This window comes from Stenotrophomonas sp. BIGb0135 (genome assembly GCF_024810105.1).
In the GTDB taxonomy this organism is placed as follows: Bacteria; Pseudomonadota; Gammaproteobacteria; order Xanthomonadales; family Xanthomonadaceae; genus Stenotrophomonas; species Stenotrophomonas maltophilia_AB.
Window position 1 is genome coordinate 88,948 of sequence record NZ_JANUDX010000004.1, and the last position, 12,232, is coordinate 101,179.

Consider the following 12,232-nt stretch of genomic DNA (forward strand, 5'->3'; position numbering starts at 1 on the left):
GCGGCGTTGCGCCACGGGACGATGCAGCACGAGGAAGCAGCCGGTGCGGGGATGGATCCTGATGATGGTGTTGATGCTGGGCGTGGCAGTGCCGGCCATGGGGTCCGCACGCGAATGTCGTGCCGGGCAGCCGGTCCCCGATCGCCAGCCCAGCCGCGTGGCCGCGCCGCCCACCGCAGCGGCGATGCAGGCCCACGTGCTGGCCTGCCAGCGGCTGGCCCAACGCAACCAGGCGCTGCGCCCGTGGCTGGCGCCGCTGAAACGAACGCTCGGCCTGGGCATGGTGGGCAGCGCATTGCTTGCCGTGCTGGCGCTGCTGCACGCATGGCGCTCCCGGCGTCGCAGCTACGCGCATGTGCCTGCCTTCGTGGCGCTGCACTGCCTGGCCCTCTGGCTGCTGCTGGACAACGCGCTGGCGCTGTATCGCGGGGTCATGCGGCACAGCATGCGCGGGCGAACATATTGGATCTGGTACGACCTGTCGCCGGCGACCTTCACCGTGCATCAGTGCGTGAACCTCGTCCTCGCGATCACCGCGCTGGTGATCGCCTGGGTAGTGGTGCGCGGTAACCGGCCGCCGCGGGCCGCCAACCCGCTGCCACGGCGCGGCCCGCGCCGGCGCTGAGCAGGCTCAGCGGCGCGCGGATTCGGTCTTCTGGCGTTCGGCGCGGAACTCCGAACCCTCTTCCCACGTGGGCCAGCGCCGGCTGTTGGCCAGTTCCGCGCCCAGGTCGTAGACCAGCAGGGTGTCGGCGGCATGGCCGCTGGCATCCCAGCTCGGCGTCCAGGCGTCGCAGGCCTGGTGGTAGCACGCGGCGAAGTAGGCCTCGCGCAGCTCACGCCCCTTCTCCAGCCCGCCCTCGCGCATGTCCAGCCCCGGCCCGATGGTGATCGCCGGCACGCCCAGGCGGGCGAAGGCGAAGTGGTCGGCGCGGTAGAAGAAGCCGGCCTCCAGGTTCGGGTCGGGCGAGTAGCTGCGGCCCCGGGCCTTGGCCACGCGCTCCAGGTCACCTTCCAGCGATACCCGGCCCTTGCCCCAGGAGGCGATGTCGCGGGTGGGGCCGTCCGGGCTGAACATCTCGATGTTGATCACCGCCGCGGTCTTGTCCAGCGGCGCCAGCGGATGGGCGGCGTAGTAGCTGGCGCCCAGCAGCCCCTTCTCCTCGGCGGTCAGCGCCACGAAGTACAGGGTGCGTTGCGGTTGCGGGCCGGCGGCGAACACCCGGCCCAGTTCCAGCACGGTGGCCACGCCGGTGGCGTTGTCGATCGCGCCGCGGCGGATACGGTCGCCCTTGGCATCGGGCTGGCCGATCCCGAACGCATCCCAGTGCGCGGAGAAGATCACCGCTTCGTCGGCATGCGCGCCGCCGGGCAGCTTGGCCACCACGTTGCGGGTGACCACCTGCTCGCGCTTGAGCTTGAAGGCGACCGACAGCTGCGCGTCGCCCAGCGCCACCGGGGTGAATGCCGGGGTCATCGCCTTGCGCTTCTCGGCGTCGAAATCCAGGCCGGCCTCGCGGAACAGCTGCTCGGCCACGCTGCGCTGCAGCCATCCGCGCACCGGCACGTGCTGGGCCAGCGCCTGCTCGGGGGTGCGTTCGATGTCGAACAGCGGCGAGGTGCCCGAGCTCTTCACCGTCGCCCAGCCGTAGGCGGCCGGCGCGGTCTCGTGCACGATCAGCACGCCCTGCGCGCCACGTCGCGCGGCTTCCTCGAACTTGTAGGTCCAGCGGCCGTAATAGGTGACCGCCTTGCCATCGAAGGCACCGGGCTGGTCGGCCTCGAAGTCGGCATCGTTGATCAGCACCACGGCGATCTTGCCGTGCAGGTCCACGTCCTTGTAGTCATTCCAGTGGCGCTCGGGGGCGTCGATGCCATAGCCGACGAACACCAGCGGTGCATTGCGGATGTCCACCGCCTGCTGCGGGCGCAGGCTCTGCAGGGTCACGTCCTCGCCATTGACCAGCGCGCGTGCCTTGCCCTTCTGGCGCAGCTGCGCGCGTACCGGGCCATCGACCTGGGCACGCACCATCGGCACCGGCTGCACCCAGCTGCCATCCACGCCACCGGGCTGCAGGCCGTAGGTCTTGAACTCTTCGATGAGGTACTGGACGGTACGTTCCTCGCCCGCGGTGGCCGGGGCACGGCCCTCGAATTCGTCCGAGGCCAGGGTGCGCACATGCCGCGACAGTGCCTGCGGGTCGATGCCGCCGCCGGGCAGGTCATTGGCCGCGTGGGCCAGGCCGCCCACGAACAGGCAGGACGACAGCAGCAGCATGCGCATCGGATTCACGGCAGACACCAGGACGGAAAGCAGGGGCCTGCGAGTGTAACGTGACACCTGCATGACCGCGTACTGCATGCACGGCCGCGCTAGCGGCGGTCGCGATCCAGCCAGCACGCCAGGCCCTGGGCATTGAGTTCGATATCCATCGCCAGCACCTGGGTCACCGCGGCATCATCCAGCGGACAGCCATGTGCCTGTGCGCGCTCCAGGTACAGCGCGGTGAGCGCAGCCACCAGGCAGCGGTGCCGGTCCGGACGCGCATCGCACTGCCGCCCGATCTCCACCATCGCATCGATCTGTTCGACCAGGTCCGCGGCCAGCTTGGCGACATCACCCACCCGGCCGTAATGGGTGAGAAACATCGCCTGCGGCGCATGGGCCAGCATGCGTGCGATGGACTGCTTCAGCGCATCCGGCTCGAACTGCACCGGCGAGGAGGTGGGCACGATGAAGGCACCACGCGCACTGTCCAGCTCGCGGTAGGACAGCCCGAAGGTATCGCCGGTGAACCAGGCGCGGCTGCGTTCGTCCCACACGCACAGGTGGTGGCGGGCGTGCCCCGGGGTATGCAGGCACAGCAGGCTGCGCCCGGCCAGGTCGACGCGGTGGCCATCCTCGGCGATCACGACGCGCTCGGCCGCCACCGGCAACACCGGCCCGTAACTGCGCGCGATCTCGGCTTCGCCATACACCTCGGTGGCCCCGGCGATCAGCCGCGCGGGGTCGACCATGTGCGGCGCGCCGCGCGGGTGCACCAGCAGGCGTGCGTCCGGCAACTGCTGCATCAACAACCCGGCGCCACCGGCGTGGTCCAGGTGCACATGGGTGAGGATCAGCCAGTCGACCGCATCGGGCGACAGGCCCGCACGGGTCAGCGCTGCCAGCATGGCCGGCACGGCCAGGCCGGTGCCGCAATCGATGAACGCGGCCCGGCCGTTTTCCACTACCAGGTAGGCCGCGTCGAAATCCTCGCGCTGGAACGCGGTGTCGATGGTGTGGATGCTGGGGTCGACGAACATCGGTTCATCCCTGGCGAAGTACGCCCCAGTTTAGGACGATCCGCGCATCGGCTTCGATGCGGCTTTGGTAGCACGCTGGGCCAGCCACGCCCCGCGCAGCAGGATCGCGGCGACCAGCACGGCCAGGAACGCGCCGTAGGCGTACAGCACCGCCAGCACCTGGCGCCAGATCGGCCCGGCATCGGCCTGCACCACGCCGATGTGGTGGCCCCACAGCATCGCCACGATGCTCAGCACGAAGGCCAGCAGCAGCGCAACGCCATCGAACCAGCGCCGGGCCGCATCGCGCGGCTGCCGCGGGAACAGCCAGTACAGCGCACCGAGCAGCACGAACCAGGGCAGGAACAACAACAACGACAACCAGGCCATCGCAGTCTCCCCTTCAGGATGCCCGCATCATGCCACGCGGCCTCGCCGACCGCGCCGGGCCACGCCTATGCCGGCCGTTGGCCGGCGTCACGCAACACCGTGCCTCAGGCAACGCCGGCCACGGGCCGGCCCTAGGCGCGCAGTTCCTGCAACGCCGCCAGTACCACGTCCACCTCGGCCTCGATCTTGAACAGCTCACTCTGCAGCCCGTCGCCGTGCGCGGTCTGCTTGAGCACGCCGATCAACTGCCCCGCATCGCGCGGCGAATCGAAGCCTTCGCTCTGGATCAGCAGCGTGCCATCGCCGGCCAGCAGCTTGAAGTAGAAGCGGCCATCGGCCTCGCGGTACTGCTTGAACAACGGCGGCGCCGCGCGCGCCTCGGTGGCGGCATCGCCGGCGATGTCACCGGCACTGGACAAGTCGCGCAGGCCCACCGCATGGCGCAGCTCCTTCAACAGCGGCATCGCATACTGCTCGCGCAACTGCTGGCCGCGGCGGCGCAGCAGCGCCTCGATCTTCTCCGGCTCGGCCATCAGCGCGTCATAACGCTCGCGCAGCGGGGTCAGTTCGGCATCGATGCGCTCGAACAGCTGCTGCTTGGCGTCGCCCCAGCTGATGCCGTCGGCAAACGCCTGCGCGAACGCGGCGGTCTGCTCGGCACTGGCAAAGGCCTGGTACATCTGGAACAGCGCCGAGCCCTCGGTGCTCTTCGGCTCGCCCGGTGCACGCGAATCGGTCAGGATGGAGAACACCAGCTTCTTCAGCTCCGCACGCGGGGCGAACAGCGGAATGGTGTTCTGGTAGCTCTTGCTCATCTTGCGGCCGTCCAGGCCGGCCAGCGTGGCCACCTGTTCGTCGATCACCACCTCCGGCAGCGGGAAGTACTCCTTGCCGTAGACATGGTTGAAGCGCTGGGCGAAATCGCGCGCCATCTCGATGTGCTGGATCTGGTCGCGGCCCACCGGCACGCGGTTGGCCTTGAAGATCAGGATGTCGGCGGCCATCAGCACCGGATACATGAACAGCCCGGCGCTGATCCCGGCGTCTTCGTCCAGCTGCTCCTCGCGGTTCTTGTCCACCGCCGCCTTGTAGGCGTGGGCACGGTTGAGGATGCCCTTGCTGGCGATGGCGGTCAGGAACCACATCAGCTCGGTGGTTTCAGGGATGTCGCTCTGCCGGTAGAACCACACCTTGTCCGGGTCCAGGCCGCACGCCAGCCAGCTGGCGGCGATTTCCAGGGTCGAGCGCTGGGTCCGCGCCGGCTCCTGCGCCTTGATCAGGCTGTGCAGGTCGGCCAGGAAGAAGAAGCTCTCGATGCCTGCCGCCTGGCTGGCCGCGATGGCCGGACGGATGGCGCCAACGTAGTTGCCCAGGTGGGGCGTGCCGGAGGGGGTGATGCCGGTAAGAACGCGGGTGGTCATGTGGGGGATCATTACGGACAGGTGAACCGCCCCAGTTTACCTGCCCCGGCGCAACCCCGTTGCACCCCCCGGGCCGTTGAACGGATCACCCCATCGCGGAGCGCTGCCATGAAACGCCTGATCCTGCCCTTGTTCGCCGTGCTGGCCCTGTGCGGCTTCCGCCCGGCCCCGCTGCCACCCCAGCCGAGCGGCCCGGTCTACCTCACCGTGATCGACCGCGACGGAGACGGCGCGCTGGCGCAGTACCGCGATGGTGCCCAGCGCTGGATTGCCGGCGAGAAGGGCCACCGCTACAGCGTGCGGCTGCGCAACCGCAGTGCCGAGCGCGTGCTGGTCGTGGTCTCGGTCGACGGCCTGAACGCGATTACCGGCGAGGTGGCCGCGCCCGGTCAGACCGGCTACGTGCTCAACCCCTGGCAGACCGCCGACATCAGCGGCTGGCGCAAGTCCGACGAGGAGGTGGCGCAGTTCGTGTTCACCTCGCCCGGGCGCAGCTACGCCGGCCGCACCGGCCGGCCGGACAACATCGGGGTGATCGGGATCGCGGTGTTCCGCGAGGCCGGCGCGATCCCGCGCGACCTGTCCCCGGCCGTCGAGCGGCGCATGACCACCGTACCGCGTGGTCGCGTCCAGGCGCCGGCCGCGGCCGAATCGGCCATGGCCGACAGCGTCCAGGCCACGTCCGCCGCCGCGCCGGCCGCACCGGCGCCGGCCCAGCGCCTGGGCACCGGCCACGGCGCGCGCGAAACCTCGCGCGTGCGCGACACCGCCTTCGAGCGTGCCAGCGTGGCCCCCGCCCAGCAGGTCGAGGTGCGCTACGACAGCGCGCAGAACCTGCGTGCGCGCGGCATCCTGCCCGGGCCGACGCCGCGCGATGCCACCCCGCGCGCATTCCCGTCGCAGTACGTACCGGACCCGCCGCAGGACAGCCGCTGGCGCTGAAGCGGTCGCGCAGACACACGAAGGGCCGCTTGCGCGGCCCCTCGTGTGTTTCATACGCCCGATGAAGCGGCCGCGCTTACGCGGCGCCGGCCCGCATCAATGGAAGTCCGGATAATCCTTGTGCATGGCCTTCTCGAAGTCCTTGACTTCCGATTCGGCGCGGTCGCGCGCCCAGCCGTAGCGCTCCTGCAAGCGACCCGCCAGGTATTCGGCATTGCCTTCGGCCACCTTGAAATCGTCGTCGGTAAGGTCGCCCCACTTGGCCTGGGCCTTGCCCTTGAGCTGCGTCCACTTGCCGGAAATGATGTCTTTGTTCATGGGTTGGCATCCTTGGTTGCAACGGCACCTTCGCCGCACGTACAGAGTGCCGCGGCGGACGTTCGGTGGCGGTCAAGCGCGCATGAAACGGATGCTCACCTGCTTGAATGAAGGCCATGCGCCGCCCCCGGCCACGCAAACGAAAAAGGCCGGGAGATCCCGGCCTTTTCCGTCGCCACCTGATCGCGTGGATCAGTTGGTCTTGGCGGCGTCTTCGACCTTCTCGCCAGCCTTCTGCACGTCCTTGCCAGCACCGGCAACGGTGTTGCAGCCGGACAGCATGGCCACCGAGAACATCGACAACAGCATCAGTGCAATAACACGCTTCATGGGGTTCTCCTGTTTGATCTACGTCGACACCGGCAATCCGGTCCCACCTGTCAGATGGGCCCGCCAGCGCGCCCTGCGCGCCGCGGCCCTTCTTCCTGATCGCGGTGACGTCGTGGCTGTTTCCAGCACCGCCGCCGCGTGGATGCAATCTGGCGGCTGGCGCGTGCAGCGAATGTGAACGCACCACGGCGGCGTTCAGCCACCCGCAGGAAAGCCCCGGTAACCCGGCGCCATGCTCAGTCGCGCATCAGGGTGGACTTGCCGAACAGACTCTCCACCAGGTCCACTGCCAGCACCGCGGTGCTGTTGCGGTTGTCCAGCAGCGGGTTGAGTTCCACGATGTCCAGCGAGCCCATGCGGCCGGTGTCGGCGATCATCTCCATCACCAGCTGCGCCTCACGGTAATTGACCCCGCCCGGCACGGTGGTGCCCACGCCCGGCGCGATGCTGGGGTCGAGGAAATCGACATCGAAGCTGACATGCAGGTGGGTGTTGGCATCGATACCCGCCAGCGCCGCTTCCATGGTGCGCTTCATGCCCGCCTCGTCGATGTAGCGCATGTCATACACATCCACCTGGTGCTGCTTGATCAGGCGCTTCTCTTCCTGGTCCACCGAGCGGATGCCGATCTGGTGCACCTGCTGCGGGCGGATCGCCGGCGCGTCGCCGCCGAGCCGGGTCAGCGCATCCGGGCCCAGCCCGCACAGGCAGGCCACCGGCATGCCATGTACGTTGCCCGACGGGGTCACCTCGCTGGTGTTGAAGTCCGAGTGCGCATCCAGCCACAGCACGCGCAGCGTCTTGCCCTGCTCGCGGCACCAGCGCGCCACCGCGGTAATCGAGCCGATGCCCAGGCAGTGGTCGCCGCCGAGCATGATCGGCATGCGCCCGGCCTGCAGCTCGGCGTAGGTGGCGTCCATCAGCGCGCGATTCCAGGCCACCACTTCGTCCAGGTGGCGATAGCCCTGCACCGGTGCGGTCCACGGGTTGCGCGGGCCGTCCAGGTTGCCCAGGTCGCGCACGTCCACCCCACGGGCAACCAACGCGTCGGACAGCCCGGCGATGCGCAGCGCATCCGGGCCCAGGCCCGCGCCGCGATGGCCGGCCCCGATGTCGGTGGGAACGCCGATCAGGGATACGGGGGGATACGTGGCCATGGGGTGCCTCCTGCAATGACGAAAAAGAGCCACAGTCTAGCCAGCCCCGTGCAGGCCCACTCGCGGCGGTGCAGCAGGCAGCGCGATTGACTGCACGCGGCATTCCCTGCCCGCCCGCGTCCGATCTCGACGCGGAGCGAAACCCCTTGCCCGTCAAGCATTTGACGCATACGCAAGACACGCGGCGGTTCATCTTGCGTTGTCCGTGAAGGCAAAATTTCCGTGCTACATTTCACACTTCGACGCAGTACTGATTGACTAATCCAAACGGGTTGGTCGTTTTTCGTTGTGTGCCAGGGGGCAGTACGTGCAGCGCAGTGCCATTCACCAGATCGTCCGCAGTGCCAGCGGCGAGAGCCAGCCGGCCCGCCAGTTGCATGACATCGACGGCATCGACGCCGTGTTCGGCCAGGCGCGCGAACGCGAGCGCGGCCTCAAGCTGCTGATGCTTTCCACCGCCGATGGCCGCGCCGTCGCCGAGAGTTCGGCGCTGGACGTGGATGGACGCCGCCTGGCCGCGATGGCCAATTCGTTCCTTACCCTCGGCGAAACCGTCTCGCGCGAGCTGTCGCTCAGCGAGGCCGACTACGCCACCATCTGCACCAAGCAGGGCAACGTGGTGCTGATCCGCATCCAGAGCGACAAGCCGCTCACCCTCACCGCCGTGGCCGGCCACGAGCTCAACATGGCCGTGCTGCTGTTCCATGCGCGCGAGTGCGCCACCCGCCTCGAGCCCGTGCTGCGCCCGCGCGCAGGCTGATCCGCCTTCCCTTTCGTTGTGCCCTTCCGGCAGGCCCCTGGCCTGCCCTCCCACTGCCTGAAGCAAAAGGATTTACGTGCCCAATCTCAATCTGGAAAAGCTCAATTCGCTGGCGGGTTTCGTCGGTGCCGCCCTGGTCGACGGTGACAGCGGCATGGCCCTGGCCATGGTCGGCGGCGGCAACATCAACCTGGAGCTGGCGGCAGCCGGCAATACCGAAGTGGTCCGCGCCAAGCGCCGCGTCGCCGAGCAGCTGGGCCTGTCGGACACGCTGGAAGACCTGCTGATCACGCTGAGCACGCAGTACCACCTGATCCGCCCGCTGGAAAGCAACCCGCTGCTGTTCCTGTACGTGGTGATGGACCGCAGCAAGGCCAACCTGGCGATGTCGCGGCATGAACTGAAGGCCTTCGAGAAGACCCTGGACTTCAGCTGATCGCACCATGTCCCGCCCGGCTCGCGCCGTGCGGGACGCTCGCGCCCCGGCGTGCGCCCCGCGCGCGCCGAGCGGCCGCCTTGTGGCACGCCCCCATGAAAACCCCCATCCGCTCCTTCCAGATCGCCGCGACAGGCCTCGACCTGCTGCACCAGACCCGGCTCAAGCTGGCCAGTTCGCTGCTGCTGGCCGAGCGCATGGACGTGGCCCTGCAGCCGTGGTCCGGGCAGGCCGTGGACCTGCTGGTGATCGGGCTGGACCATCCGGCCAGCGCCACTGCACTGCACCAGGCGCATGCGCTGGGCGTGCCGACGTTGCTGGTTGCGCGGCGCTTCGGCGCCATCGCACGCGGCGAACTGCCGCACGGCGCCACTGTGCGCGACCTCAACGAACAGCTCTCCACGCTGCTGCTGGCCACGCCGGATGCGGCCGACGTCGTGCAGGGCACGCCGCTGCTGATGCAGCTGGCCCGCCACGATGCGCAGCCAGCGGGCATGCACCTGCTGCAGCGGGGGGCGATGACGCTGCTGGTCGACCCGGCCACGCGCAGCATTGCCCTGCCCGCCAGCACCACGCTGGCCGAGGTGGCCGCGCAACTGGACGATGCGACCTGGTCGCTGACCCCGATCGACGTCGAGACCTTCCAGCACCAGTACGCCTACCGCCTGCCGCAGCGGCACTCGTTCGAAGCCCTGTTCTTCTGCATTGCCCACCATCGCCCCGAACTGATGCCCGCGCCGGCCGCGCAGGCCTCGCTGCAGCTGCGCCAGTGGCCCGACCTGAGCGCCGATGACGTGCCCGGCCACTGGCTGCTGGCCATCGCCCGCCTGCATGCGCGGCCCTGGCGCGCCACCGCGCTGGCCACCGCCTGCCGGATCCCGCAGGACGCCGCGCAGAGCCTGTTCTCCGCCGCGCTGGCCAGCGGCCTCGCCTTGAACCAGGATGCCCCCGTGACGCCTTCCCAACGCCGTGGCGATACCCACGATTCGCGCTTCTTCTCGTGGGTGGCGCGGCGCTTCGGCCTCAGCCTGTTCCAGGGAGCGGCATCATGAGCCTGCCCGCCAACAAGCTGGTCTTCGTCGGTGGCATGGGCGCAGGCAAGACCACGGCCGTGCGTGCGATCTCCGACGTGGAGCCGGTCAGCACCGAAATGCCGTTGAGCGAGGATGCCTACGGTGACAAGGTCGAAACCACGGTCGCGCTGGATTACAGCTCGATCGAGCTGGATGACGGCGAGCTGCTGCATGTCTATGGCGTGCCCGGCCAGCGCTATCTGGACTTCATGTGGCCGATGGTCTGCGAGGGTGCGCTCGGCGTGATCGTACTGGTCAGCGCGCGCCACCCCGAGCCGATCGCCTCCACGGTCGAGCTGCTGCAGGAGTTTTCGCGGATCGCCCCGGAGGCGAGCCTCGCGGTGGGCATCACCCGTACCGACGAATACCCCGAACTGTTGATCCCCGATGTACGCCAGGCGCTGTTCGATGCCGGCTTCCGCCTGCCGGTGATGCGCGTGGACGCGCGCTCGGCCACGCAGGTGACCTTCCTGGTGAAGTCGCTGTTGTCGTATCGGTTTGCCGAGACGCAGTAAGGCGTGGTTGCGCATGGCTGAATCTGACGCGTGGACCGTCCGGCCACGGGTCGTCGGCGCTTGCACGATGCGTCTGCGCCCGCGGCCATGTTTGTCCGTGCCGCCCCACCGGGAGTGGTCCATGCTCCGCTGCCAGCTCGCATGCTAGGATCAATATGGAGATGGAGCGTAAAACCGGAGCTCTGACATGCCCCCCAGATCACTTAAGCATTATGGAAGCAGGGCGTTGCCGCTGCTATTGCTGTTATCTTCTACCCTGGCCGCATGCACAGGAGCAAGGATGAATCCCGTCTATTCACAGTCGATGGTCGAGCCTGTCAGTGTTGAAAAGCGCTCGGATACTGAAATTTCCGTCCGGTACAAGGTTCGCCCTGAAAGTAGCCATTACTCCGGAGGCGTTGACTTTGAGCGTGTTGGCGATGCGCTTCGCATTGTCATCCGTCGCTGCGCAGTGGGCTCCCCCTGCGAGCCGATGGCGAAATCGGTCATTCCTTTGGACGATACCTGGCAGGCGGAAGTGCACCTCCCCTTTGATGGGGCGCGCGTCGTCGTGGTTCATACCGATGGCGAGAAGCAGGTATACCCCTAATCATTCCGCGCAAAGAGGGACACACGGATGTCTGAGCAAGATCCAAGGGTCAACGACCGCGCTGTTTTAGGTATTCATACAAACACCGAGCCCGGTGCCCCACTAATCGATGGGCACGCATGGTTGACGATCACGCGAAACGGAAAGACCGAGGCTTACGGCCTCTGGCCCGCCGATCATCCACGTTTCAGCCAGGAGTCGTCTCCGCCAGCGACCGACGTACGTCGCGGCGTCGAGAATAATTTTGAGGCGACAGCGAGTCGATATTACGAGCTGTCCCCTGATCAGCTCAGGACCTTCGAAGCGGCGACCCGTGAGAAGGTTACTTGGGCATATACCAATACATGCGCCTCCTGGGCCAGCGAGACTGCGTACCGGGTGACGGGAGAGCGTGTCAATGCGTCTGAGCTGGCGGGCCTGACGGAAACCCCGCGACAGATCCGCGAGAGCATCGACGCACTTGAGAAGGAGCGTGGCACCTCCCAGGACGCTCCGCGCCAACCGACCGAAGCCCAAGATCGCGGATCGTCATCTGACTCGCTTTCGATGACAGACGGGCGCGATTCCCAGGTCGAGCAGCTCTTGGCTTCCGCCGGGGACCCAGAGCGTCTGAGGATCGCGATGGAGGCGCTGCAACAGTCGCCGCACGGCCAAGCGTTTGCGACAGACGCGTCTGCACACGCTGCTCAACTCGCTCACGCAGAGCGGGCGCAGGATGACTTGCATCGGGCACAAGGCGAGGTCGCACAACAGCGCGTCTGAGCGCGCTGTCTATAACTGGCGGCAGCCTGCAAGTATGATCACGAGCGACCTGCGCAGTTGTCACTGGCAGCCTGGCATTCTTGCAGCCAAGGGCGCGCGTCACACCATTCCCGGTCTGGATGCCTCCGATTTTTCTGTGCCCGGCGGCGCCCAACCCTGATTGCGCCCCTGCCACACCGGAGGCGCATGGACGACCGAGTACAAGAACCCGCAGAAAACCCGCTATTTCAACGGGTTGATCTGCACCGGACATT

15 protein-coding genes are annotated in these 12,232 nt (G+C 67.7%); 8 read left to right on the forward strand and 7 right to left on the reverse strand.

The features are described from left to right. The first annotated feature begins 43 nt into the window (after positions 1-43). On the forward strand, positions 44-625 hold the full coding sequence (locus M2421_RS10785) for a hypothetical protein (protein WP_259206633.1): 582 nt from the start codon (positions 44-46) through the stop codon (positions 623-625). A 6-nt stretch (positions 626-631) separates the two neighbouring features. On the opposite strand, the gene M2421_RS10790 is transcribed toward M2421_RS10785, so the two are convergent. The 4 genes from M2421_RS10790 to M2421_RS10805 all read right to left on the reverse strand — a co-directional run bounded on the left by M2421_RS10790 (position 632) and on the right by M2421_RS10805 (position 5,096). Next, positions 632-2,284 (reverse strand): M28 family metallopeptidase, encoded by a 1,653-nt coding sequence (locus tag M2421_RS10790; protein WP_259206929.1) that lies wholly within the window; start codon positions 2,282-2,284, stop codon positions 632-634. A gap of 89 nt (positions 2,285-2,373) precedes the next feature. Continuing rightward, entirely contained in the window at positions 2,374-3,306 is a 933-nt protein-coding gene (locus M2421_RS10795; RefSeq protein WP_259206634.1) for an MBL fold metallo-hydrolase, read from the reverse strand. Between the two features lie 30 nt (positions 3,307-3,336). Further along, positions 3,337-3,675: a hypothetical protein gene (locus M2421_RS10800; RefSeq protein WP_259206635.1), complete on the reverse strand. Its 339-nt coding sequence runs from the start codon at positions 3,673-3,675 to the stop codon at positions 3,337-3,339. A 131-nt stretch (positions 3,676-3,806) separates the two neighbouring features. Next, a complete protein-coding gene (locus tag M2421_RS10805; protein WP_259206636.1) occupies positions 3,807-5,096 on the reverse strand; it encodes a tryptophan--tRNA ligase in 1,290 nt (429 codons plus the stop codon). A 108-nt stretch (positions 5,097-5,204) separates the two neighbouring features. Between M2421_RS10805 and M2421_RS10810 the strand changes: the two genes are divergently transcribed. Beyond that, positions 5,205-6,038, forward strand: a complete 834-nt coding sequence (locus M2421_RS10810) for a hypothetical protein (RefSeq protein WP_259206637.1) — start codon at positions 5,205-5,207, stop codon at positions 6,036-6,038. A 96-nt stretch (positions 6,039-6,134) separates the two neighbouring features. Here M2421_RS10810 and M2421_RS10815 read toward each other — a convergent pair whose 3' ends face one another. The 3 genes from M2421_RS10815 to rocF all read right to left on the reverse strand — a co-directional run bounded on the left by M2421_RS10815 (position 6,135) and on the right by rocF (position 7,843). Then, positions 6,135-6,356 carry a CsbD family protein gene (locus M2421_RS10815; protein WP_256775189.1) on the reverse strand — a complete coding sequence of 74 codons (222 nt, stop codon included), beginning with the start codon at positions 6,354-6,356 and terminating at the stop codon, positions 6,135-6,137. 192 nt (positions 6,357-6,548) lie between these two features. Beyond that, positions 6,549-6,686: an entericidin A/B family lipoprotein gene (locus M2421_RS10820; RefSeq protein WP_038691079.1), complete on the reverse strand. Its 138-nt coding sequence runs from the start codon at positions 6,684-6,686 to the stop codon at positions 6,549-6,551. A gap of 236 nt (positions 6,687-6,922) precedes the next feature. Further along, positions 6,923-7,843 carry an arginase gene (gene rocF / locus M2421_RS10825; RefSeq protein WP_259206642.1) on the reverse strand — a complete coding sequence of 307 codons (921 nt, stop codon included), beginning with the start codon at positions 7,841-7,843 and terminating at the stop codon, positions 6,923-6,925. Positions 7,844-8,150: 307 nt separating this feature from the next. On the opposite strand from rocF, the gene M2421_RS10830 reads away from it, so the two are divergent. The 6 genes from M2421_RS10830 (at position 8,151) to M2421_RS10855 (ending at position 11,978) form a co-directional block, all read left to right on the forward strand. After that, complete coding sequence (locus M2421_RS10830) at positions 8,151-8,603, forward strand: roadblock/LC7 domain-containing protein (RefSeq protein WP_259206645.1); 453 nt, start codon at positions 8,151-8,153, stop codon at positions 8,601-8,603. Positions 8,604-8,679: 76 nt separating this feature from the next. Next, positions 8,680-9,039 carry a roadblock/LC7 domain-containing protein gene (locus M2421_RS10835; protein ID WP_259206647.1) on the forward strand — a complete coding sequence of 120 codons (360 nt, stop codon included), beginning with the start codon at positions 8,680-8,682 and terminating at the stop codon, positions 9,037-9,039. Positions 9,040-9,134: 95 nt separating this feature from the next. Then, positions 9,135-10,091, forward strand: coding sequence for a hypothetical protein (locus tag M2421_RS10840; protein WP_259206648.1), 957 nt, complete (start codon positions 9,135-9,137; stop codon positions 10,089-10,091). After that, positions 10,088-10,627, forward strand: coding sequence for an ATP/GTP-binding protein (locus tag M2421_RS10845; RefSeq protein WP_259206649.1), 540 nt, complete (start codon positions 10,088-10,090; stop codon positions 10,625-10,627). Before M2421_RS10840 ends, M2421_RS10845 begins: the two co-directional genes overlap by 4 nt. Positions 10,628-10,907: 280 nt before the next feature. Then, positions 10,908-11,216, forward strand: coding sequence for a hypothetical protein (locus M2421_RS10850; protein WP_259206650.1), 309 nt, complete (start codon positions 10,908-10,910; stop codon positions 11,214-11,216). Positions 11,217-11,243: 27 nt separating this feature from the next. Beyond that, entirely contained in the window at positions 11,244-11,978 is a 735-nt protein-coding gene (locus tag M2421_RS10855; RefSeq protein WP_259206651.1) for a hypothetical protein, read from the forward strand. The last annotated feature ends 254 nt before the right edge of the window (positions 11,979-12,232 follow it).

What these genes read in the sequence shown, in the direction of transcription:
- M2421_RS10790 (WP_259206929.1), bottom strand. Translation starts at nt 2,284, where the DNA reads ATGCGCATGCTGCTGCTGTCGTCCTGCCTGTTCGTGGGCGGCCTGGCC.
- M2421_RS10795 (WP_259206634.1), bottom strand. Translation starts at nt 3,306, where the DNA reads ATGTTCGTCGACCCCAGCATCCACACCATCGACACCGCGTTCCAGCGC.
- M2421_RS10800 (WP_259206635.1), bottom strand. Translation starts at nt 3,675, where the DNA reads ATGGCCTGGTTGTCGTTGTTGTTGTTCCTGCCCTGGTTCGTGCTGCTC.
- M2421_RS10805 (WP_259206636.1), bottom strand. Translation starts at nt 5,096, where the DNA reads ATGACCACCCGCGTTCTTACCGGCATCACCCCCTCCGGCACGCCCCAC.
- M2421_RS10810 (WP_259206637.1), top strand. Translation starts at nt 5,205, where the DNA reads ATGAAACGCCTGATCCTGCCCTTGTTCGCCGTGCTGGCCCTGTGCGGC.
- M2421_RS10815 (WP_256775189.1), bottom strand. Translation starts at nt 6,356, where the DNA reads ATGAACAAAGACATCATTTCCGGCAAGTGGACGCAGCTCAAGGGCAAG.
- M2421_RS10820 (WP_038691079.1), bottom strand. Translation starts at nt 6,686, where the DNA reads ATGAAGCGTGTTATTGCACTGATGCTGTTGTCGATGTTCTCGGTGGCC.
- rocF (WP_259206642.1), bottom strand. Translation starts at nt 7,843, where the DNA reads ATGGCCACGTATCCCCCCGTATCCCTGATCGGCGTTCCCACCGACATC.
- M2421_RS10840 (WP_259206648.1), top strand. Translation starts at nt 9,135, where the DNA reads ATGAAAACCCCCATCCGCTCCTTCCAGATCGCCGCGACAGGCCTCGAC.
- M2421_RS10845 (WP_259206649.1), top strand. Translation starts at nt 10,088, where the DNA reads ATGAGCCTGCCCGCCAACAAGCTGGTCTTCGTCGGTGGCATGGGCGCA.
- M2421_RS10850 (WP_259206650.1), top strand. Translation starts at nt 10,908, where the DNA reads ATGAATCCCGTCTATTCACAGTCGATGGTCGAGCCTGTCAGTGTTGAA.
- M2421_RS10855 (WP_259206651.1), top strand. Translation starts at nt 11,244, where the DNA reads ATGTCTGAGCAAGATCCAAGGGTCAACGACCGCGCTGTTTTAGGTATT.